Annotated in this window: 20 protein-coding genes, 1 pseudogene and 1 riboswitch; of the genes and pseudogenes, 10 read left to right on the top strand and 11 right to left on the bottom strand. The window is 66.5% G+C overall.

Going from position 1 to position 19,068, the window contains the following annotated elements; all coding sequences use genetic code 11:
- The first annotated feature begins 90 nt into the window (after positions 1-90).
- Positions 91-666 carry a dCTP deaminase gene (gene dcd, locus ASPHE3_RS18420; protein ID WP_013602710.1) on the top strand — a complete coding sequence of 192 codons (576 nt, stop codon included), beginning with the start codon at positions 91-93 and terminating at the stop codon, positions 664-666.
- A gap of 47 nt (positions 667-713) precedes the next feature.
- On the opposite strand, the gene ASPHE3_RS18415 is transcribed toward dcd, so the two are convergent.
- The 4 genes from ASPHE3_RS18415 to ASPHE3_RS18400 all read right to left on the bottom strand — a co-directional run bounded on the left by ASPHE3_RS18415 (position 714) and on the right by ASPHE3_RS18400 (position 5,067).
- A complete protein-coding gene (locus ASPHE3_RS18415) occupies positions 714-1,892 on the bottom strand; it encodes a cation:proton antiporter (protein WP_013602709.1) in 1,179 nt (392 codons plus the stop codon).
- A 6-nt stretch (positions 1,893-1,898) separates the two neighbouring features.
- On the bottom strand, positions 1,899-2,381 hold the full coding sequence (locus ASPHE3_RS18410) for a cation:proton antiporter regulatory subunit (protein WP_013602708.1): 483 nt from the start codon (positions 2,379-2,381) through the stop codon (positions 1,899-1,901).
- Positions 2,382-2,471: 90 nt separating this feature from the next.
- Positions 2,472-3,443: a DUF6807 domain-containing protein gene (locus ASPHE3_RS18405; protein WP_013602707.1), complete on the bottom strand. Its 972-nt coding sequence runs from the start codon at positions 3,441-3,443 to the stop codon at positions 2,472-2,474.
- A 220-nt stretch (positions 3,444-3,663) separates the two neighbouring features.
- A complete protein-coding gene (locus ASPHE3_RS18400; protein ID WP_013602706.1) occupies positions 3,664-5,067 on the bottom strand; it encodes an MFS transporter in 1,404 nt (467 codons plus the stop codon).
- Between the two features lie 195 nt (positions 5,068-5,262).
- Here ASPHE3_RS18400 and ASPHE3_RS18395 point away from each other — a divergent pair, with 195 nt between their 5' ends.
- The 6 genes from ASPHE3_RS18395 to mnhG are packed head-to-tail and all read left to right on the top strand — an operon-like array spanning position 5,263 to position 11,679.
- A complete protein-coding gene (locus ASPHE3_RS18395) occupies positions 5,263-8,331 on the top strand; it encodes a Na+/H+ antiporter subunit A (protein ID WP_013602705.1) in 3,069 nt (1,022 codons plus the stop codon).
- Positions 8,328-8,849 (top strand): Na(+)/H(+) antiporter subunit C, encoded by a 522-nt coding sequence (locus tag ASPHE3_RS18390; RefSeq protein ID WP_013602704.1) that lies wholly within the window; start codon positions 8,328-8,330, stop codon positions 8,847-8,849. Before ASPHE3_RS18395 ends, ASPHE3_RS18390 begins: the two co-directional genes overlap by 4 nt.
- On the top strand, positions 8,846-10,462 hold the full coding sequence (locus ASPHE3_RS18385; RefSeq protein WP_013602703.1) for a Na+/H+ antiporter subunit D: 1,617 nt from the start codon (positions 8,846-8,848) through the stop codon (positions 10,460-10,462). The genes ASPHE3_RS18390 and ASPHE3_RS18385 overlap by 4 nt, the downstream gene beginning before the upstream one ends.
- A complete protein-coding gene (locus tag ASPHE3_RS18380) occupies positions 10,459-11,004 on the top strand; it encodes a Na+/H+ antiporter subunit E (protein WP_013602702.1) in 546 nt (181 codons plus the stop codon). Before ASPHE3_RS18385 ends, ASPHE3_RS18380 begins: the two co-directional genes overlap by 4 nt.
- Positions 11,001-11,279: a monovalent cation/H+ antiporter complex subunit F gene (locus tag ASPHE3_RS18375; RefSeq protein WP_041652362.1), complete on the top strand. Its 279-nt coding sequence runs from the start codon at positions 11,001-11,003 to the stop codon at positions 11,277-11,279. Before ASPHE3_RS18380 ends, ASPHE3_RS18375 begins: the two co-directional genes overlap by 4 nt.
- Positions 11,269-11,679: a monovalent cation/H(+) antiporter subunit G gene (mnhG, locus tag ASPHE3_RS18370; protein ID WP_013602700.1), complete on the top strand. Its 411-nt coding sequence runs from the start codon at positions 11,269-11,271 to the stop codon at positions 11,677-11,679. The genes ASPHE3_RS18375 and mnhG overlap by 11 nt, the downstream gene beginning before the upstream one ends.
- Positions 11,680-11,693: 14 nt before the next feature.
- Here the strand turns inward: mnhG and ASPHE3_RS18365 are convergent, their stop codons facing one another.
- The 7 genes from ASPHE3_RS18365 to ASPHE3_RS18335 form a co-directional block, all read right to left on the bottom strand.
- Positions 11,694-11,957 carry a DUF4235 domain-containing protein gene (locus ASPHE3_RS18365; RefSeq protein ID WP_013602699.1) on the bottom strand — a complete coding sequence of 88 codons (264 nt, stop codon included), beginning with the start codon at positions 11,955-11,957 and terminating at the stop codon, positions 11,694-11,696.
- A gap of 98 nt (positions 11,958-12,055) precedes the next feature.
- A complete protein-coding gene (locus ASPHE3_RS18360) occupies positions 12,056-12,271 on the bottom strand; it encodes a CDGSH iron-sulfur domain-containing protein (protein ID WP_013602698.1) in 216 nt (71 codons plus the stop codon).
- A complete protein-coding gene (locus tag ASPHE3_RS18355) occupies positions 12,268-13,389 on the bottom strand; it encodes a glycosyltransferase family 2 protein (RefSeq protein ID WP_013602697.1) in 1,122 nt (373 codons plus the stop codon). The genes ASPHE3_RS18360 and ASPHE3_RS18355 overlap by 4 nt, the downstream gene beginning before the upstream one ends.
- Positions 13,386-14,441: an iron-containing redox enzyme family protein gene (locus ASPHE3_RS18350; RefSeq protein ID WP_013602696.1), complete on the bottom strand. Its 1,056-nt coding sequence runs from the start codon at positions 14,439-14,441 to the stop codon at positions 13,386-13,388. The genes ASPHE3_RS18355 and ASPHE3_RS18350 overlap by 4 nt, the downstream gene beginning before the upstream one ends.
- Complete coding sequence (locus tag ASPHE3_RS18345) at positions 14,438-14,944, bottom strand: DUF4383 domain-containing protein (RefSeq protein ID WP_013602695.1); 507 nt, start codon at positions 14,942-14,944, stop codon at positions 14,438-14,440. Before ASPHE3_RS18345 ends, ASPHE3_RS18350 begins: the two co-directional genes overlap by 4 nt.
- A 91-nt stretch (positions 14,945-15,035) precedes the next feature.
- Positions 15,036-15,245: a hypothetical protein gene (locus ASPHE3_RS18340; RefSeq protein WP_013602694.1), complete on the bottom strand. Its 210-nt coding sequence runs from the start codon at positions 15,243-15,245 to the stop codon at positions 15,036-15,038.
- On the bottom strand, positions 15,242-15,793 hold the full coding sequence (locus ASPHE3_RS18335) for a heme-degrading domain-containing protein (protein WP_013602693.1): 552 nt from the start codon (positions 15,791-15,793) through the stop codon (positions 15,242-15,244). The genes ASPHE3_RS18340 and ASPHE3_RS18335 overlap by 4 nt, the downstream gene beginning before the upstream one ends.
- Positions 15,794-15,865: 72 nt before the next feature.
- Positions 15,866-16,001: riboswitch (TPP riboswitch) on the top strand.
- A gap of 66 nt (positions 16,002-16,067) precedes the next feature.
- On the opposite strand from ASPHE3_RS18335, the pseudogene ASPHE3_RS18330 reads away from it, so the two are divergent.
- The 3 genes and pseudogenes from ASPHE3_RS18330 to ASPHE3_RS18320 all read left to right on the top strand — a co-directional run bounded on the left by ASPHE3_RS18330 (position 16,068) and on the right by ASPHE3_RS18320 (position 19,059).
- Positions 16,068-16,692 (top strand): annotated as a pseudogene (locus ASPHE3_RS18330) (ECF transporter S component).
- Positions 16,692-18,245 (top strand): ABC transporter ATP-binding protein, encoded by a 1,554-nt coding sequence (locus ASPHE3_RS18325; RefSeq protein ID WP_013602690.1) that lies wholly within the window; start codon positions 16,692-16,694, stop codon positions 18,243-18,245. The pseudogene ASPHE3_RS18330 and the gene ASPHE3_RS18325 overlap by 1 nt, the downstream one beginning before the upstream one ends.
- 13 nt (positions 18,246-18,258) lie before the next feature.
- Positions 18,259-19,059, top strand: a complete 801-nt coding sequence (locus tag ASPHE3_RS18320; RefSeq protein WP_041653311.1) for an energy-coupling factor transporter transmembrane component T family protein — start codon at positions 18,259-18,261, stop codon at positions 19,057-19,059.
- Positions 19,060-19,068 lie beyond the last annotated feature (9 nt).

Genomic DNA, 19,068 nt, shown 5'->3' with positions numbered 1-19,068 from the left:
CCTGAATCACTGAGGCAACATTAGCCCCACTAGGCGCCAGCAACAACGAAAGAATGTGGCTGTGGATAAGCGATACGGTAATTTGGGACGGTGCTGATCTCTGACCGCGACATTCGTGCCGAAATTGACTCCCAGCGGATCGTCCTGGAACCTTACGATCCCGCGATGGTGCAGCCCTCGTCCGTGGATGTCCGGATCGACAAGTTCTTCCGCCTGTTCGATAACCACAAGTACGCACACATCGATCCGGCCGAGGAACAGCCCGAGCTGACCCGCCTGGTGGAAGTGGAGCAGGACGAGCCGTTCATCCTCCACCCGGGCGAGTTCGTCCTCGGCTCCACCTACGAGACGGTGACGTTGCCCGATGACATTGCCGCCCGCCTGGAAGGCAAGTCCTCCCTGGGCCGGCTGGGGCTCCTGACGCACTCGACCGCCGGCTTCATCGACCCCGGATTCTCCGGGCACGTCACCCTGGAACTGTCCAACATGGCCACCCTGCCCATCAAGCTCTGGCCGGGCATGAAGATCGGCCAACTGTGCTTCTTCCGGCTGTCCTCGTCCGCGCAGCACCCGTACGGTTCCGGCGAATACGGGAACCGCTACCAGGGGCAACGCGGTCCGACAGCCAGCCGCAGCCACCTGAACTTCCACCGCACCACGATTTAGCAGGCAGGTTACAGCCGCCCTGGAGCCAGGCTTGGGCAGTGCGGCCTTCAGGCTTTGGCAGCCACTTCTGCAGGCGGCTGCATAGCCCTCAGCGGCCCTGCAAACCGGGCCGCCAGGGGGCCCAGGACCGCCATCACCAGGACGTAGGCCGTGGCAAGGGCCGCGAGCTCGCCGGGCACTGCGCCCGAGGCAACCGCCAGCCCGGCAATGACGATGGAGAATTCGCCGCGGGCGATCAGCGTGGCGCCTGCACGGAAGCGGCCGGGCCTGGCGATTCCGGCCTGTTTGGCCGCCCAGATTCCGGTGGCCATCTTGGTGGCCGCGGTGATCACCGCGAGCACAAGGGCCCAGCCAAGGACCGGCGGAATGGACGAGGGATCCGTATTGAGCCCGAACGCCACGAAGAAGATGGCGGCGAACAGGTCCCGCAGCGGTTCGAGGATGCGGGTTGCGTTGTGTGCCGTCGCCCCTGAAATTGCGATGCCAAGCAGGAATGCCCCCACCGCGGCGGAGACCTGCATGGCTGAGGCAACGCCCGCCACCAGCAGCGCGGCGCCGAGCACATTCAAAAGGAACACTTCCGAGTTCTCGCTGTGAACGGCCTTGGAGACGTGATGCCCATGCCGCAACGCGACCATCAGCACCACACTGACCACCGCAAGGGCGATGCCCACGCTGGTCAGCCCGCCCAGGAAGCTGACGCCGGCCAGGATGGTGGTCAACACGGGAAGATAGACGGCCATGGCCAGGTCCTCGAACACCAGGATGGACAGCACTACGGGCGTTTCCCGGTTGCCGATGCGGCCCAGGTCCGTGATGACCTTGGCGGCAATGCCTGACGAGGAGATGTAGGTGACACCGCCCATCACCATGGCCCCCACCCCGCCCCAGCCCAGCAGGTAGGCAAGGGCGGCCCCCGGCAGGAAGTTCAGGACCAGGTCAAGGATGCCTGCCTGCCAGGAACGCCGCAAGCCAGTGAATAGTTCTGCTGCGGTATATTCCAGCCCGAGCATAAGCAGGAGCAGGATGACTCCGATTTCACCGGAGACGTGGGCGAATTCCTTCATGCCTTCGAGCTTGACGATGCCGCCGGCACCGAAAGCGAGTCCGCCCAGAAGGTAAAGGGGGATGGGAGACATGCCGACCCGTCCGGCCAGCCTGGCCAACAAGCCAAGGCAGAACACAACGGCCCCCAGTTCAATGAGGGTCAGGGCCAACGGGTCCATAGCGTCCTATCCGTGACGCAGGATGTCGGCCGCCGCGTCGAGGCCTTCCTGGGTGCCCACAGCCACCAGCAGGTCGCCAGTGTGGAGGACGACGTCGGGCCCCGGCGACGGGAGCACCTCGCCTTCGCGCATGATCGCCACGATCGAGACGCCGCACCGGGTACGGATGCATGCCTTGCCCATGGGCTGGTTCTGGAAGGGGGAGTCCGGAGCGATGGAGAACTGCCGGGTGACGATTCCCGGGACGTCCTTATGCTCTTCCGTCAGTTTCATGGCCAGGTGCTGCCCACCGAGGAGATTGCCGAGGGTGGCTGCTTCCTCCGTGGTAAGCGGTATGGAGGCCTGGCAGGTGTCGGGATCATCCCAGGCCGAAACAATGAGCTCCGTCTGTCCCTCACGCAACTCCACGACGCCGATCCGGCGGCCGGAGGCGGTCATGAAATCCTTGCGCCGGCCCAGGCCGGGAAGGTTCGTCTCGTCCACGTTCATGTTTCCAGCCTAGTCGGCCCTGGCCCCCTTGGCGCGGGTTCTGATGATTACCTCAGGACCCGCGGTATCCCGGCAGGCCCGGGTTACTGCTCACCCTCCTTGGACGGGCGCTGGTGCACCTGCCAGCACGCTGCGCGCTGCAGTTGCCAGCGCTTCCGCGCGGTCCGCGTCCGATGTGCCGTCTGCAATAACCACGCCGTACCGGAAACGCAATGCTGTCCCGGCCTGGAACAGGACTTCCTGCCTGAAGAAGGGGGCCGGTCCCATGCAGGCAAACGGCTCTGAACGGGCGAACCACTCCGGCTCCGGGTGCGCGCTTCCGGGGTCATCAACCATGACCACGGTTGAGAAACGGCAGGTTTCATCATGTTGCCCCACGAAGGAAAGCCAGGGGGCGCGCTGGCCGCGGAGGCCTTCGCCGGTGGCGCCGCCGGGGCCGATGATCTTTCCCCCCGTGAAGGACCGGGGCCCCCGCCAGAACAAGCCACCGTACCCGGCGTTCTCACGACCCTCAGTGGTGGGGGAGCCAATGTGGATGTCCTTCCCCGACACGTTGGACATGGCGGTTTCGAAGACCAGGGTGTAGCTGGCGTCCTGGCCCGGCACTACCTGGAAGGAGCGCTCTTCCTGCACCACAACCGACCCCCGCTGGGTCACCCACTGCAGCCTGTGGGCGAAACTGAACGCGCCGTCGTCGTTCGCTGCCTGCACAGTTTCCAGGTGCCGCATGGCGCCGTTGTTCGGCAGCCACTGGTAGTCCTGGCCGCGCCTGTAGCTGGGGCCGCCCCAGAAGTTGTCGGGACCCAGGTGCGGCAGGGACCAGGCGATGCCCTTATGCCACACATGGTCGTGGGGACGGTAGGCGCTGACCAGGTCCCCGGATCGGGTGCGGACGGGGTGGAAGTACGGCCTGGGTGATTCCACCTGGGGATCATCGGCGGCGTAGGTGTAGGTGAGTATGTCCGTGCCGTCCAGGGAAATGACGACGGCGGCACCATTGTCAGTCCAGGTCAGCTGGGTTGCGGGGGCGTCGGCAGCGGTTGTTGCTGCAGTGGTGCTCATGCGGGGCTCTTTTCGGGTTTCCAGGGTGCCAGCCGCCCGTCGGCACAGTCAGGGAACAGTCTCCTTTGCTGATTTCGCCGCGGCGGGCTCCTTGGGAGGCAGGCAGGATATTGAAAGGTTTCATTTTTGGGCTCAAGCCATTATGTGGTCGACAAGAAGGGGGAGTCAACGGGCCCGGAAAACGGCATTCATCCGTTCGTGTCCCGGCGCAAGCGGCAGGCTAGGCCACAGGAACCACCGCGACAGGAACCTTGTCCGGGGACTTCACCGGCAGCAGCACCAGTAGCCCGGCCAGGAGCACCACCATGATGCCCAGGATTCCCCAGCGCTGCGCCTCTCCGGGCGCCACGAAGGGAGCGGCGAGGGTGATGCTCAGCGTGAAGAGTGCCGGTGCCAGGAAACTCACGGCTCTGCCGGTGGTGGCGTAGAGGCCAAACAGTTCGCCGGACTCTCCATGCGGGGCAAGCCGCGCCAGGTAGGCCCTCGACGCGGACTGCGCGGGCCCCACGAAGAGGCAGAGGAAGAGGCCGAAGATCCAGAATGTGGTGCTGCCGGCCCAGGCCATCCCCAGGAATTCATAGTCACCGTTGCCGAGGACCAGGATGGCGGTCCCGGCCGCCAACAGTCCAACCAGGGAGCCGATGATCACCCGTTTGGGGCCGAGCCGGTCATCCAGGAAACCCCCGATCACAGCCCCCACCGCCGCCACCACGTTGCCGAAGATGGCGAAGAAGATGACTTGCGACAGTTCAAAACCGAAGGTGCCGGCGGCAATGATCCCGCCAAAAGTGAAGACGGCGGCAAGGCCGTCCCGGAACACTGCGCTGGCCAGCAGGAAGTAGATGGTGTGCGGGCTGGTGGCGTAGATGGCCTTGATCCGCCGGACCAGCAATCCGTAGCTGGCCAGGAAGCCCAGCCGCTTCGCCTGGGCGGAGCGCGGAAGTTCGGGGACGGCAAACAGCACGGGGAGGGCGAAAACGAAGAACCACAAAGCCGAGAAGACCGCCACCAGGCGGATGTTCAGGCTGTCCTCGGTGGAGGCGCCGAACCATTCGAAGCTGGGCTGGACGAACAGTTGGAGGACGATCAGCAGGGCCACAATCCCGCCAAGGTACCCCGCGCCCCAGCCGAGGCCGCTGACTTTGCCGATGTTCCGCGGTGTGGAGACCTGGGCGAGCATGGCGTTGTAATTGACCCCGGCGAATTCGAAGAACACGTTTCCCAGTGCAATCAGGGAGACCCCGAGCAGCAGGAATTCCGGCCGCGGGAACACGAAGAAGCACAGGGCCGTGAGGATGGCGACGGCGGCTGTGTTGACTCCCAGCCACAGCTTGCGCCGCCCGCCCGCATCGGAGCGCTGGCCGGTGACAGGGGCCAGCAGGGCGATGGCCAGGCCCGCCACCGCCAGGGCGCCGCCGAGCACCGCCGACGCCTGGTCCTCGCCGCCAAAGGCGTTGGAGGTCAGGTACACCGTGAAGACGAACGTGGTCATCACGGCGTTGAAGGCCGCCGAGCCCCAGTCCCAGGCGGCCCACGCGAGGACCCGGCCCTTGCTGGTGCCCTGCTCCCCGGATGCAAGCTCCGGGGACGGCTGCGTGGCCCCGCGGGGGCTGGCGCTGTTCATACGATGCATCGTATCCGCCCGTGGCGAACATACCCCGGACCGCGCGCCCGTCACGCCGGGGAATGCGGGGAAGGATACAACATCAAGGCCGGAAGGGCTGCCCGGGCCTTGGTAAACTGGGCTCTCCCGGACCTAACGAACTAACCGCCTGCTCCAACTTTTGACAATCGAATCCCTGACGTTGCGGAGATACCAGTGATCACAGTCCTTGCCGTGCACTTTTCGGTGGCTGTCCTGGCGCCGCTCCTCTTCAGGTCCTGGGGCCGGAACGCGTTCTATGGGCTCGCCGCAGTTCCTGCGGCCTCCTTCGCCTGGCTGCTGCTGCAGCACGGTCCGGTCTACTCGGGCGGATCCATCAGTGAAGTTGTTCCGTGGATTCCGGGACTGAAACTCGAGCTCGCCTTCCGTATGGACGCACTCGCGTGGGTCATGTCGCTGCTGGTGCTGGGCGTCGGCTCCCTGGTGCTGGTCTATTGCGCCAGGTACTTCAAGAAAAAGGACCAGGACCTCGGCGCTTTTGGCGCACAGCTGCTGGCCTTCGCCGGTGCCATGTTCGGCCTGGTGGTGGCTGACGACCTGCTGCTGCTGTTCATCTTCTGGGAGCTCACCACCATCCTGTCCTACCTGCTGATCGGGTTCGCCCGTACCAGGTTGGCCGCACGCCGCTCGGCGCTGCAGGCGCTCATGGTGACCACCGCCGGCGGGCTCGCCATGCTGGTGGGCCTCATCATGCTGGGGCACACCGCGGGCACTTACCGCATCTCGGCGATTCTGGAGCAGGCGCCGGCCCTCGTCAGCGGCGGGTCGGGCGCCCTGGTGGGCGCCGCCGTCGTACTGATCCTGGTGGGTGCCATCACCAAGTCCGCCCTGGTCCCGTTCCATTTCTGGCTTCCCGGCGCCATGGCGGCGCCAACCCCCGTCAGCGCCTACCTGCACGCCGCGGCGATGGTCAAGGCCGGCATCTACCTGGTGGCCCGGCTTGCTCCCGGTTTTTCGGAGACGGTTTACTGGCAGCCGGTGGTGCTGGGCCTGGGACTGGCCACGATGCTGGTGGGCGGCTACCGGGCGCTGCGGCAGACGGACATCAAGCTCATCCTTGCCTACGGGACCGTGAGCCAGCTGGGTTTCCTCACCATGGTGGTGGGCCTCGGTACGCCCGATGCGGCCCTGGCGGGGCTGGCAATGCTCCTGGCCCACGGCCTCTTCAAGGCCACCCTGTTCCTGGTGGTGGGCATCATCGACCACCAGTCGGGCACCCGCGATGTCCGGAAACTGTCCGGCGTCTTCCGTTCCTCGCGCGCCTTGGCGATTGTTGCCGCCATCGGTGCCGCCTCCATGGCCGGGGTGCCGCTGCTGGGCGGATTCGTGGCGAAGGAATCGGTCTTGGAGGCCTTCGTCCACCACGCAGGCGATCCCGCGGCCGGACCGTGGGGGATTGTGGTCCTGGCCGGGCTGGTGCTGGGCTCCGTCCTCACCTTTGCCTACAGTGCCCGCTTCATGTGGGGGGCCTTCGCCGATAAGCCCGGCGTGGAGCCTACCCCGTTCAAGGCCATCAGGCCCTCCTTCCTTGCTGCGCCGGCCATCCTGAGCCTCCTCACCATCATCTACGGCGTGTGGCCCGTTCCCGTGGACGCATGGATCCAGCCCTACGCCGCACTTTTTGCATCCAACGCTCCCGACGCCGGAACGGCCGCCGAGCAGGCAGGCCACCTTGCGCTGTGGCACGGGTTCACCCCGGCACTGGGCTTGACGGCCCTCACCTTCGTGCTGGGCCTGGCCATGTACCTCGGCCGCGAAGCGGTGTCCCGGGCGCAGTCCCACGTGCCGCCATGGGTGGACGGGGACAAGGCCTACCAGCTTACCGTCGGCGCACTGGATGATGTGGCGGTCTGGATCACCGGCCGCACCCAGCGCGGTTCGCTGTACTACTACCTCGCGGTCATCCTGACTGTTGCATTCGTGCTCCCGCTGTCCGCCATCCTGGTGGCCGGAAAGCCGCTCCCGGAGGGCATCTACCTGCTGGATCCCGGGTCCCCGCTCCAGCTGGTGGTGGGTGCAGGCATCGTGATCGGCGCCCTGGCCGCGGTCAAAGCCAACAAGCGCTTCCTGGCTGTCCTGATGGTCTCCGTCACGGGGTACGGCATCGCCCTGATGTTTGCGCTGCAGGGGGCTCCGGACCTTGCCCTGACCCAGATGCTGGTGGAAACCATCATCCTGGTGGCCTTCGTCCTGGCGATGCGGAGCCTGCCGGCCGAGCTCCGTGACCGGACCGGGGGCAAGTACCGGGTGGTGCGCGTCATCATCGGCCTGTGTTTTGGCATCACCATGGTGGTCGCCGCGATCTACGCCATGGGCGCCCGGATTGCCACGCCCGTCGCGCTGGAGTTTCCGCGCCTCGCCTATGAGGGCGGCGGCGGCCTCAACATCGTCAACGTGACGCTCGTGGACATCCGGGCCTGGGACACCTTCGGTGAAATCACGGTGCTGGCCCTGGCCGCCACCGGAGTGGCAAGCCTGATCTTCGTCCGCGGCCGCGGCGACCGGATCAGGAACGCAGCAACCGTTGCCGAAGGTACGGTGGGGCGCTACCGCGGCGTCAATCCCGGTTCGCGCGACGCCGCTGCGCTCGCGGTTAGCCGGAAGTTCGCGGCACCGGCCCGGGACGCATGGATCGTGGCAGGCCGCACCCTTGCCCCCGAACGCCGCTCCATCATTTTCGAAGTGGTCACGCGGCTGATCTTCCACTCCATGATCATCTTCTCGCTGTACCTGCTGCTCGCGGGCCACAACCTGCCGGGCGGAGGCTTTGCCGGCGGCCTTACCGCAGGCCTTGCCCTGACCATCCGCTACCTGGCCGGCGGCCGGTTCGAGCTCAGCGAGGCCACCCCGGTAAGTGCGGGCGCGCTGCTGGGCGTGGGACTGGCGGTTGCCTCCTCCTCAGGCGTGGTGCCGCTGCTGCTGGGCGGACAGGTCTTCCAGACGGCCATCATCGAACTCTGGCTGCCGGTGTTCGGCGACATCAAGTTCGTTACTTCCACCATCTTCGATATCGGCGTCTACATCGTGGTGGTGGGCCTGGTGCTGGACGTCCTGCGCAGCCTCGGGGCGGAAATCGACGAACACTTCGAGGAGCGGTCCGCCGGCCACGACGCGGATCTGCCCGCGGAGCAGGAATACGCAGGGAACGCTCCGGCCGCGGGCGCCGCCCCGGAGCGCGAAACCGAAGGCGCCGCCGTCGAGACCACCGCAAAGGGCCAAGCATGAGCGTAAACCTGACCCTCCTGATCGTCATGGGGGCCCTCTACGCCTGCGGCATCTACCTGATCCTCGAACGCAGCCTGACCCGGGTCCTGCTGGGCCTGATGCTCCTGGCCAATGCCACCAACCTGCTGATCCTTGCTACGGGAGGCTACGCCGGGCTCGCACCGCTGTACGCCAAGGACATCCCGGCGGAGGACTACAACGATCCCCTTCCCCAGGCGCTGATCCTGACGTCCATCGTCATCTCCTTTGCCGTGACCTCCTTCATGCTGGGCATCATCTACCGGACCTGGGTCCTGGCACGGCGTGATGAAATCCAGGCGGACATGGAGGACCTCAGGGTGGCGGAAACGCCGAGCTTCGACGCCGAGGACGACGCCGTGATCCCCGCCGAAACCTCCGAGTTCCCCGTAGCCACAGTCGTCGCCGGAGGCCGCGAAATGCCCGCCGAAGACGCAGCCAGGGAAGAAAAGCCCGGCTCAACAAACGTGGCCCCCGGCCCGGAAGGAGCCGGAAGGTGAACATTGCAAGCCTGGCCCCGCTCGCCGTCGTACTTCCCATTTTGGGCGCCGCCCTGACCTTCCTGCTGATCCGCCATTCGCGGGCCCAGCGGGCCGTCAGCATCGGACTCCTGTCCCTCACCCTCCTGCTTGAGTGCCTCCTGCTGGCCTCGGTCTGGGACGGCGGGACGGCCGCGGTGACCATCGGCGGCTGGCTGCCGCCGTGGGGCATCGTGCTGGTGGTGGACCAGTTCTCGTCCCTGATGCTGGTGGTCTCCTCCGCAGTGAGCCTCGCCGTGCTGGTCTACGCCACCGGGCAGGGCATGGCCGACGGCGATCACGACGCCCCTGTGTCGATCTTCCACCCCACCTACCTGATCCTGGTGGCGGGGGTCTCCAACGCGTTCCTTTCCGGGGACCTCTTCAACCTCTACGTGGGCTTCGAAATCCTGCTGACGGCAAGCTATGTGCTGATGACCCTTGGCGGAACGGGCCCCCGCATCCGCGCGGGCGTCACCTATGTTGTGGTGTCCGTGGTGTCCTCGGTGCTGTTCCTGATCGCCATCGCCATGGTCTACGGGGCCACCGGCACGGTGAACATGGCGGACCTGGCCATCAAGCTCGGCGAGCTGGACCAGGGCACCAGGACCCTCCTGCACGTGATGCTGCTGGTGGCGTTCGGCATCAAGGCGGCTGTCTTCCCGCTGTCCTTCTGGCTGCCGGACTCCTATCCCACCGCTCCCGCGCCGGTCACCGCCGTGTTCGCCGGCCTGCTCACCAAGGTGGGCGTCTATGCCATGGTGCGGACCGAGACCCTGCTCTTCCCAGGGGACTCCCTGAACACACCCTTGATGGTGGCGGCCCTGCTGACCATGGTGGTGGGGATCCTGGGTGCCCTGGCGCAGAGCGACATCAAGCGCCTGCTTTCCTTTACCCTTGTCAGCCACATCGGCTACATGGTGTTCGGCCTGGCCATGTCCTCTGTTGCAGGACTTGGGGCTGCCGTGTTCTACGTGGCGCACCACATCACCATCCAGACGAGCCTCTTCCTGGTGACGGGCCTCATTGAACGCCGCGGCGGCAGTTCCTCCGTGGACCGGTTGGGCGGGCTGGCGAAGCTCTCGCCGCTGCTGGCGTTGCTCTTCTTCGTGCCCGCCATGAACCTGGCCGGCATTCCGCCGTTCTCCGGGTTCCTGGGCAAGGTGGGGCTCATGCAGGCAGGTGTGGAGCTTGGCACGCCGCTCGCGTACGCGTTGGTGATCGGCGGCGTTGTCACCAGCCTGCTGACCCTGCTGGCCATTGCCAGGGTGTGGAACCGTGCGTTCTGGCGCCGGCCCTCCGACGCGGAACATCCGGATCCCGTGCTGCTGGCTACGGTCGAAAGGGCCGCAGGGCCTGGAGCAAAGCGGCGAGGTGCCACTGAAAACGCCGTCACGCTCCTTCCACGCACCATGGTGGGTCCCACGGCGGGGCTGGTGATCCTGGGCATTGCCCTGACGGTCTTCGCGGGACCGCTGTTCACCGTCTCCGACCAGGCCGCGCGGGACATGCTGGACAGGTCCGCCTACATCCAGGCCGTCCTTGGCCCGGACACCGACGTGCCCATGATCGTCACCGCGGGAGGCGGAAAATGAGCCGGCGGCGCATCTCCCTTCGCCAGGAGCTGCCGCTCCTGGTATGGCTGGTCATCGTCTGGGGGGCCCTCTGGCAGGACTTCAGCCCGGGAAACCTCCTGTTCGGGGCGCTGCTGGCGGTGGCCGTGGCACGGCTGTTCTACCTTCCGCCGGTGGAACTCAGCGGCCGCTTCAACATCATTTTCGCCATTCCTTTTGCCCTCATGTTCCTGGCGAAAGTGGCGGCCGCCAGCGCGCAGCTCCTCTACCTGGCCGTGGTGCGCGGACCCAAGGTCAAGAACGCAGTGGTGGCGGTAACCCTGCGGAGCCACCAGGACCTGATCGTCACCGCCACAGGACATGTGATTTCGCTGATTCCGGGCTCACTGGTGGTGGAAGTGGACCGCTCAACATCCACTCTGTACCTCCACGCGCTCAACATCAGCACCCCGCAGGACGTTGAAAACCTGAAGAACCAGGTGCGGTCCATCGAGGCGGGGCTGATCAGGATCATGGGAACGAAGGAAGAACTGGAAACCGTGCAAAGCGAGGCTGGCGCATGATGCAGATCGTCCTGGTTGTTACGGCCGTGATCTTTTCGCTCGCGGCCGCCGGCGCCATAGTCAGGATCTCCCGCGGTCCGTCGCTGCTGGACCGGGTGCTGGCCACGGACGTCCTGCTGGCCATCCTGGGCGGAGCGCTGTGCGTGGACATGGCCGTCAACCGGCACCTGAACAACCTGATGCTGGTGGTCGCCATCTCCATCATCGGCTTCATCGGATCAGTGACCGTGGCCAGGTTCGTGGCCGACCGGAGGGAGCAGACCAATGAATCCTGATTCCACCGGCCTGGACACCTGGGTGGACGTGCTCTCCGCGGTGTTCATGATTGTTGGGGCCGTGATGTCCCTGGGTGCGGCCATCGGCCTGCTGCGGTTCCCGGACCTCCTGAGCCGCATGCACGCCGCCACCAAGCCGCAGGTCCTGGGGCTGTTCCTGCTGCTGGCATCCATCGGCCTGCAGATGCGGACCTGGTGGGTGTGGCCGGTGCTGCTGGTGGCCTGGATCTTCCAGTTGCTGACCGTCCCGGTGTCAGCCCATATGGTGGGCCGCGCCGGCTACCGCACCAAGCACCTGCACCGCGAGCTCCTCACCTCTGATGAGCTGGAAGCGGTTGTGCAGAAAGCCGCCGCCAAAGCCGCCCGTGAGGACGCTTCCGACGACGGCCAGCTGCGTTAGGGAACCAGGTCAGGTCAGACGATGTCCTGGCTCTTGGCGAAACGGGTGATGGCGCGCTGGGTGCCACGGTTGGCCAGGACCTGGATGATGGTGCTGACGGAGGCGGAGATGAGGGCGAACGTCAGTGCTGACTGCAGGCTCGTGGGGACGTCCTCATCCTTGCCGGTAGGCGGCTTGCGCCCCGTGCTCTTCTCCCAGATGGCGTTGACCAGCTTGGTGCCGAGGAAGCCGGCGCCGAGGCTGATTCCGGTGCCGAGCAGCTTGATGAAGAAATTCATTCCTAGTACTCCTTGCGGGCGGTAAAACGGACTGCCACCAGCCTATCTGCCCCGGGACAGGCCCGAGGGACGACGTTGCCGGGATCAGGGGGTGGGGATCAGGGGGCGGGCGGTTCCGTCCGGAACTTGATCATCTTGTGTGTGCCATCGCAATAGGGCTTGATGGCTGACGCCCCGCAGCGGCACAATGCAACGGTTTTCCGTTCGCGGGGTACCGGGTCGCCTGACGGCGTGACGATCTCGAAATCGCCCCGCACAATGAGCGGCCCATCGGGGCAGACCACAATGGAGCTCTCGGCCGGTTCCTGGTTCATGTGTGCTCCTGCTCTGGGTTAATAATGGAACTCCATAGGTGTTGGTTGCGCTGTTCGGCGATCCGGCCCTGGTAGCGCCGCCGGAGTCCCGCAACCGAATGGGCTGCTGTCCTGAGCCTGGTTCCGGCATAGGGCATACCGCCGGACAGCCGGTAGCCGAGCGCTATCCAAATACAGAAGGCGCGCTCCAGGGTCCAGAGCGGGGCAAACCACACTGCAGCGAAGGGAAAGACGGCAGTCCCGCCGTGCCGGCGCCGCCCGATTTCCGCGGCGAGGGCAGGCGCTGCGGCAAGGCAGAAAAAAGCCGTCCGGCGGTGCCGTGGCGGCAGGCAGGCGGCTGCAGCGATGGCCGGAAGCAGCGCCAGTTCCGCCACGAGCCTGCGCGGCTGGGCAAAGTCGTCGTACGCCTGCCGGACGCGCTGCTTCACGAAGTGCCGGCTGCCCGGTGGACGGCGGGCCACGAAAAGGTCCGGGACAATTTTCTCCCGTCCCCCGGCGGCCTTGACTGTCCGGATCAGCTCCAGGTTTTCGAACAGGACGGGAGCATAGCCTCCCGTTGCCAGCAGCGCGTCCCGGCGGAGAGCCAGCGTCCCGGGAAAGTCCGCGGACCAGGCACGGTTGATGAGCGTCCTGGCCGTATCCCAGCACGCGTGCCAAGGGAGGGGATCGAAGTAATTCTGCGGGCGCACCACGTCCGCTGAACGGAGGTGATGGACGACGGCGGCGAGGGCCTCGCGCGTGTAGCGGACGTCGTCGTCGGCAATCACCAGGAGGTCCGCCGTCGAGTCCCGTACGCCCGTCATGACCCCGGCGACTTTGCCGTTGCCGCCGCTGCCCGCCCTTGGAGGGATGTGCTTGACGGCGGCGGGGAACAGCACCCGGTGCTGTTCGAAGAGCCGTACCGGCGAACCGTCCACCACCGTGACGGGAATCCATTCCGTGAGGCGGCGGAGGTAGGCGGCCAGTTCCGGCAGGCAGGAATCGTCGGTCCAGCGCAGGGGCAGGATGTATTCGACGGATCCTTCCAAGGCGGGTCCCTCCACGGCGGGTCCCTCCACCGCGGAATTGTCCTGGGCGGGTCCCTCCACGGCGGACCGCGCCGCAGGCTGGCTGCTCATGCTGCCGCCGGTACAGCCGCCCTGAGGGAGCTTCGGCCGTTTTCCCAGGACTGCAGGATGTGCGCCGACAGCCGGCCGTCGATGGCCATGACTGCCGTGGCTCCGAACAGCACGTCCCCGAGCAGGTGCGGTTCTGCCTCCACCAGCCCGCCGGCCAGGTCACGGCCGGCGATCTGTTCATGGACGGCGTCCGCTTCCACATGCTCGTCGAAGTAGCGGGTCACGCCGGCATCGAAACCAAGCCGGCGAAACCCGTTGCCGTACAGGCGGTTGGGCTGGGAAGACGTCATTTCATACATGGCCAGGTGCCCGGTGATGGCCCCCCGCAGCCGCCGGTTCAGCCCGAACAGGGACATCAGGTTCACCGCCGCGAGGGAAATCGCGGGGACCGCGTCAACATACGCTCCATAGGCGCAGTCCATTCCCAGCCCGCTCATGGTTCGGGCGAACAGCGTGCTGTGCATCCGCTCGGGCCGCCCGCCGCCGTACTCGTCAGCCTGGATTTCCACGAGCGCCGCCTTGGCCCGTCCGGACAGGCGGGGGATGGCGAAGGTGTGGGGGTCCGCTTCCTTGAGCTGGTAGATGGACTTGTGGACCAGGAATTCCTTGAGCTGGTCCAGGGTTGCCTTTTTCGCCACATAGCGGGAAAGGCTGGGACCGCTGTCCTGCGCCGCGAGGCCGAACAGGACGGCCGCCACGGCGTCGCTGGTGGGGACCATGTCCGCGGGAAGCTCCAGCTCACCGGCCGCCTCATGGGCGGCTTGCCTGAGGGCGGCTTCGAAGGGCTTTTCCAGTGAATGCCGCAGCTGGATCAGTCCCGGCGCCCACTCCCACTCATCACTGACGCCCTCGAGCCCGGAGTAGTGGAGTTCGTAGAGGCAAAACAGCGTGAGTTGCAGGTCATCGTCCTCGATGATGTCTATCTCGGCCGCCAGGCGGGCGGCCGCCATCCGGTGCAGCCCGTCCAGGCCTTCCGTGTCCGCGCCCGGGGCGCCGGCGAGGACGCTGAACAAGGCCGTGCTGATGGGTCCACGCGGTCCGGGGATTCTCATGATGCTCCTTCAGATCTGGTGCTGGCGCTGGTGCTGGCGTTGCTGCCGTTGTTGGTGCTCGCGTTGGTGGCAGGGCCCCTTGCCAGCATGACGGCCAGGGCGATCATGGCCAGGCCCAGGACCAGGTGCAGCCAGTTGTCGGCGTTGTTTGCCGGGACGAAGTTTGCCGGCGTGGTGTCGCCTACCAGCAGGCCGTACAGCCACAGGACGAGGTAGATCACTCCGCCATAGACGAGGTAGCTCCTGGCTTGCGCGTGGGTGCGCGCCATCAGGACGCCTGCCACACCGAAGAGCAGGTGCACGATGTTGTGAAGTGCTGAAACCTGGAAAATCCCCAGCAGGAGCGCTCCGGATCCATGGCCGGCAAGGCCCAGGGAACCATAGTTGGCGGTGACGCCCGGGACGAAGCCGAGGACGCCAGCCAGGCAGAACACGGCGGCGGTGCCCAAAGCAGCTCTCTGCAGGCCTGTGCGGGCGCCTGTCAGGCGGGTGCTGGCTGCCATGTCCTGTACTCCTCATAAGCCGGGAGACAACATAGTAAGCATGATTACTATGTAAATGCTAAGCAGCCTTTGTATTTCCTCTGGCGGCGGATCAGCCCGCCGCGCTGTTCCACGTGTAGGGGTTCGCGTCGTCCCCGCCCCGGCGGCCGTGGTCATAGCCCTGCTGCCAGGAATTTCCGACGGCGGACACCAGCTCCGCCAGCAGCGGATAGTAAGGGTGGTCCGGGCCGATGAAAATCATCTCATCCGAGGCTTTGTCCAGCGCCGCCCGGACCTGGTTTTCGCCGGCCGGTCCGGTCACAACCCGTCTCCGGACCGCACTCCCTGAAGGACCTCCCGCAACGCCTCCACCACCAGATCATGGTCCTGGACCTGCGGAAGCCCGGAAACTGTGACGGTGGCTACCGCACCCACGCCAGTCACATAGACGGGAAACGACCCGCCATGGGCGGCATAGCGGCGTTCGTCGAACCAGCCCTGATCCTCGATTCGTCCGCCCCCGAGCCGGCCGCGCAGTCCCACCAGCAGCGAGGGCACCTCGTACCGGGCGGCAGTGCGCTGCTTGGCGCGGATCCAGTGGTCGTTGTCCGGTGTGGCGCCAGGCAGGGCCACGTGGAAGAGGACCTGCCTGCCCTTGGTGATGTCGATGGCGATGGGCAGGTCCCGTTCCTTGCCCAGTTCCACCAGGAGCAGGCCCAGGTTCAGGGAATCATCCGGAGAAAACCCGGGAAACTGCAGTTCCCGGACTTCCGCCTCGATCCGGGCGATCAATGCTTCCAGCGATCCCTCGGGCTGGGCGGCGTCGGAGTCCGGATCGTACTCGGTCACATGGGGCGGAGTGGCAGTCATGGGCCACAATCTACCCCTCCTGCGGTGTAAACTGGACCACGCCCACCAGGGCGATTATTTACACACAGAATCATTCAACGACAGGGGAGCGCCGCCGTCGGACTGGCCATGCCAGGCACCGCAGGTGGGCGCTGAGAGTGCGGACAGCCGCAGACCCTCGAACCTGATCCGGTTAGTACCGGCGCAAGGGAGTCGAGTTCTCGAAGTGCGCGCGCATCGGCAGCAGTGCCGGCAGCCGCGTCCACTTTCCCCTCCTGTTCCTCAGGAGGATCGCATGGCAACAACAGCAGTGAAGAAGAGCACGGCCAAGTCCTGGCGCGTGGTGGACATCGTGGTGGCGGCCCTTATCGCCATTGCCGGCGGCGTTATTTTCTGGGCGTGGTCCCAGGGTGCGGCCGCAGTCTCGGCGCCCATGAATGCCGTCTACCCCGCCCCTCACGGGCCTCATCGCCGGCGGCTGGATGATTCCGGCGGTACTAGGCATGCTCATCATTCGCAAGCCCGGCGCCGCGCTGTTCTGCGAGACCGTTGCAGCCACCGGTGAGCTGCTCATGGGCTCCCAGTACGGCGCCTCCGTACTGTTCTCCGGCTTTGTCCAGGGCCTGGGAGCGGAGATCGTTTTCGCGATCTTCGTGTACCGGAAGTTCAACCTGCCCGTTTCCCTGTTGGCAGGCGCTGCGGCGGGCCTCTTCTGCGGCCTGAACGACTCCTTCGCTCCGTGGGGCTGGAACATCGCGTACTCAGGCGGCGACAAGCTGGCGTACATCATCTTCACCATGATTTCCGGCGCGATCATCGCGGGCGCCCTGTCCTGGCTCGCCACCCGCGGGCTGGCGAAGACCGGCGTCCTGAGCTCCTTTGCCTCACGAAAGGCAGCAACGGAGCCCGTCTTCTCCTGATGGCTGCACCTACCCGCCATGACGCTCCGGCGGCAGTGCGTCCGGCGGCCGTCAGCGCCCGCGGCTGGGGCTGGCGGCATGCCGGGCGGTCCACGCCCGCGGTGCAGGCCCTTGAGCTGGACATCCTGCCGGGGGAGCGCGTCCTCCTGCTGGGGCCATCGGGCGCCGGCAAGTCCACCCTCCTCCATGCCTTGGCAGGGGTGCTGGGCGATGCGGACGACGACGGCGGGGCCGGCGACTCCGACGAATCCGGCTCGCTGCTGGTTGACGGGGCGTCCCCGCGCGAACAGCGTGGCCGCGCCGGCCTCATGCAGCAGGACCCGGAGACCCAGGTGGTCCTCTCCCGGGTAGGCGACGACGTCGCTTTCGGTGCGGAGAACCTTGCCGTGCCCCGCGACGCCATCTGGGCCCGCGTGCATGAAGCATTGGACGACGTCGGCCTGTCCCACCTGCCGCTGGACCATCCGACGTCGGCACTGTCCGGCGGGCAGAAGCAGCGCCTCGCGCTGGCAGGCATCCTCGCCATGCGCCCGGGGCTGATCCTGCTGGACGAGCCTACTGCCAATCTCGATCCCGCTGGGGTCCTGGAGGTGCGTGACGCGGTGGCGCGGTGCCTGGACAAGACCGGGGCCACCCTGGTGGTGGTGGAACACCGCGTGTCCGTATGGAAGGACCTGGTGGACCGCATCGTGGTGCTTCAGCCGGGCAGCGCCACTGAGGAAGCGGTGCTGCTCGACGGCCCGCCGGACCAGGTGCTGGCGGATGCGCGCAGCATGCTGATTGCCGCCGGTGTCTGGGTGCCCGGCTATGTCCCGGACACCAGGCCGCGCGGGCAGGAACCCGCCGCCGGTGCAGGCAGCCTGCTGCTCGCCGCCGAGAATCTGGCCGTGTCCCGCGAAAGAGCACGCCGCACCGGCTTCCGGAAGATACCTCCGGTGCCCGTGCAGGAAGGTATCTCAGCGCAGGTGCGTGCCGGACAGGCGCTGGCAATCACGGGTCCCAACGGAGCCGGGAAGTCAACGTTTGCCCTGACCCTGGCCGGACTCCTCGAGCCGGCCGCGGGGAAGGTTTCCGCCACCCTGGACCTCAGCCGCGGCGCCGGAATAGACCCGTACAAGTGGAAAGCCGAGGTGCTCATTGAGCGGATCGGCACGGTGTTCCAGGAACCCGAGCACCAGTTCGTCACGGGCAATGTGCTTGACGAGCTGCGTTTCGGGCCGCGGCACCTGGGCCATGGCGGGGAGCGCGTGGACGAGCTGCTGGAGCGGCTGCGGCTTGCCCACCTCGTGGACGCCAACCCTTACACGCTCTCGGGCGGGGAGAAGCGGCGGCTTTCCGTGGCCACCGTCCTGGCCGCCCACCCCCAGGTGCTGGTCCTGGACGAGCCCACGTTCGGCCAGGATGCCAACACGTGGGCGGAGCTGGCGTCGTTCCTGTCCGAGCTGTTGGACGCCGGCACGGCCGTGGTGTCCGTGACGCACGACGCCGAATTCACGGCCGCGCTGGGCGGGACGGAACTGCGGATGGCCGCGGCGGGACAGGTGCAGCCATGAGGTGGGAGGCATCGTGAGGCAGGAGCTCAACCTGCGCGGAAACCAGGCGCTGCTTGCCCGGGCCAACCCCCTGAGCAAGTTTGCCGCCGTCTTCCTCATAACTGCGGTGCTGGCGCTGTCCATCGATTGGGTGTCCGCGTCCGTTGCGCTCGCCTTTGAGTTCCTGCTCTTCCCACTGGCCGGACTCACCCTGACGCTGCTGTGGCAGCGCGGCTGGCCGCTCATCCTGGCGGCCGCGGTAGGGGGCTGGAGCACCTCCATCCTGGCGCCGGACAGCGGCAGGACGCTGATCGACGTCGGCATCTGGACCATGAGTGAAGGTTCGCTGGAGTTGGGGATCGGTTTCATGCTGCGCGGACTGGCGATTGCGCTGCCTGCCGTGCTGCTGATGAGCTGTACGGATCCCACGGACCTGGCCGATGCGCTGGCGCAGAAGGCGCGGCTGCCGCACCGGTTCGTCCTGGGGACGCTGGCCGCCATGCGGCTGGTGGGGCTGATGGCGGAAGAGTGGCAGACCATCGGCATGGCGCGCCGCGCGCGCGGGGTGGGATCCAGGGGCACTGCGGCGCAGCGGATCAAGGCCACCCTGGGGCAGAGCTTCGGGCTCCTGGTGCAGGCCATCCGCAGGGCGTCACGGCTGGCGGTGACCATGGAAGCCCGCGGCTTCGGCGGGGGACGTCGGACCTGGGCCCGGGAATCAACCTACAGCGTGCTGGATGCCTGGGTGCTGGCCGGCGGTGTGCTCATGGCAGGAACGGCTGTTGCCGCGGCGCTCACCATGGGCACGTGGAACATGGTGTGGCTGGGGACCTGACCCCGCCTG

The sequence above is a fragment of the Pseudarthrobacter phenanthrenivorans Sphe3 genome, assembly GCF_000189535.1.
Lineage (GTDB): Bacteria > Actinomycetota > Actinomycetes > Actinomycetales > Micrococcaceae > Arthrobacter > Arthrobacter phenanthrenivorans.
This window is presented reverse-complemented; position numbering and strand designations above follow the sequence as displayed.

Excerpts from the sequence above, each read along its gene's own strand:
- ASPHE3_RS18415 (WP_013602709.1), bottom strand. The coding sequence starts at position 1,892 with ATGGACCCGTTGGCCCTGACCCTCATTGAACTGGGGGCCGTTGTGTTC.
- ASPHE3_RS18325 (WP_013602690.1), top strand. The coding sequence starts at position 16,692 with ATGGCTGCACCTACCCGCCATGACGCTCCGGCGGCAGTGCGTCCGGCG.
- ASPHE3_RS18365 (WP_013602699.1), bottom strand. The coding sequence starts at position 11,957 with ATGAATTTCTTCATCAAGCTGCTCGGCACCGGAATCAGCCTCGGCGCC.
- ASPHE3_RS18360 (WP_013602698.1), bottom strand. The coding sequence starts at position 12,271 with ATGAACCAGGAACCGGCCGAGAGCTCCATTGTGGTCTGCCCCGATGGG.
- ASPHE3_RS18410 (WP_013602708.1), bottom strand. The coding sequence starts at position 2,381 with ATGAACGTGGACGAGACGAACCTTCCCGGCCTGGGCCGGCGCAAGGAT.
- ASPHE3_RS18350 (WP_013602696.1), bottom strand. The coding sequence starts at position 14,441 with ATGAGAATCCCCGGACCGCGTGGACCCATCAGCACGGCCTTGTTCAGC.
- ASPHE3_RS18390 (WP_013602704.1), top strand. The coding sequence starts at position 8,328 with ATGAGCGTAAACCTGACCCTCCTGATCGTCATGGGGGCCCTCTACGCC.
- mnhG (WP_013602700.1), top strand. The coding sequence starts at position 11,269 with ATGAATCCTGATTCCACCGGCCTGGACACCTGGGTGGACGTGCTCTCC.
- ASPHE3_RS18345 (WP_013602695.1), bottom strand. The coding sequence starts at position 14,944 with ATGGCAGCCAGCACCCGCCTGACAGGCGCCCGCACAGGCCTGCAGAGA.
- ASPHE3_RS18355 (WP_013602697.1), bottom strand. The coding sequence starts at position 13,389 with ATGAGCAGCCAGCCTGCGGCGCGGTCCGCCGTGGAGGGACCCGCCCAG.
- ASPHE3_RS18375 (WP_041652362.1), top strand. The coding sequence starts at position 11,001 with ATGATGCAGATCGTCCTGGTTGTTACGGCCGTGATCTTTTCGCTCGCG.
- ASPHE3_RS18405 (WP_013602707.1), bottom strand. The coding sequence starts at position 3,443 with ATGAGCACCACTGCAGCAACAACCGCTGCCGACGCCCCCGCAACCCAG.
- ASPHE3_RS18400 (WP_013602706.1), bottom strand. The coding sequence starts at position 5,067 with ATGAACAGCGCCAGCCCCCGCGGGGCCACGCAGCCGTCCCCGGAGCTT.
- ASPHE3_RS18380 (WP_013602702.1), top strand. The coding sequence starts at position 10,459 with ATGAGCCGGCGGCGCATCTCCCTTCGCCAGGAGCTGCCGCTCCTGGTA.
- ASPHE3_RS18335 (WP_013602693.1), bottom strand. The coding sequence starts at position 15,793 with ATGACTGCCACTCCGCCCCATGTGACCGAGTACGATCCGGACTCCGAC.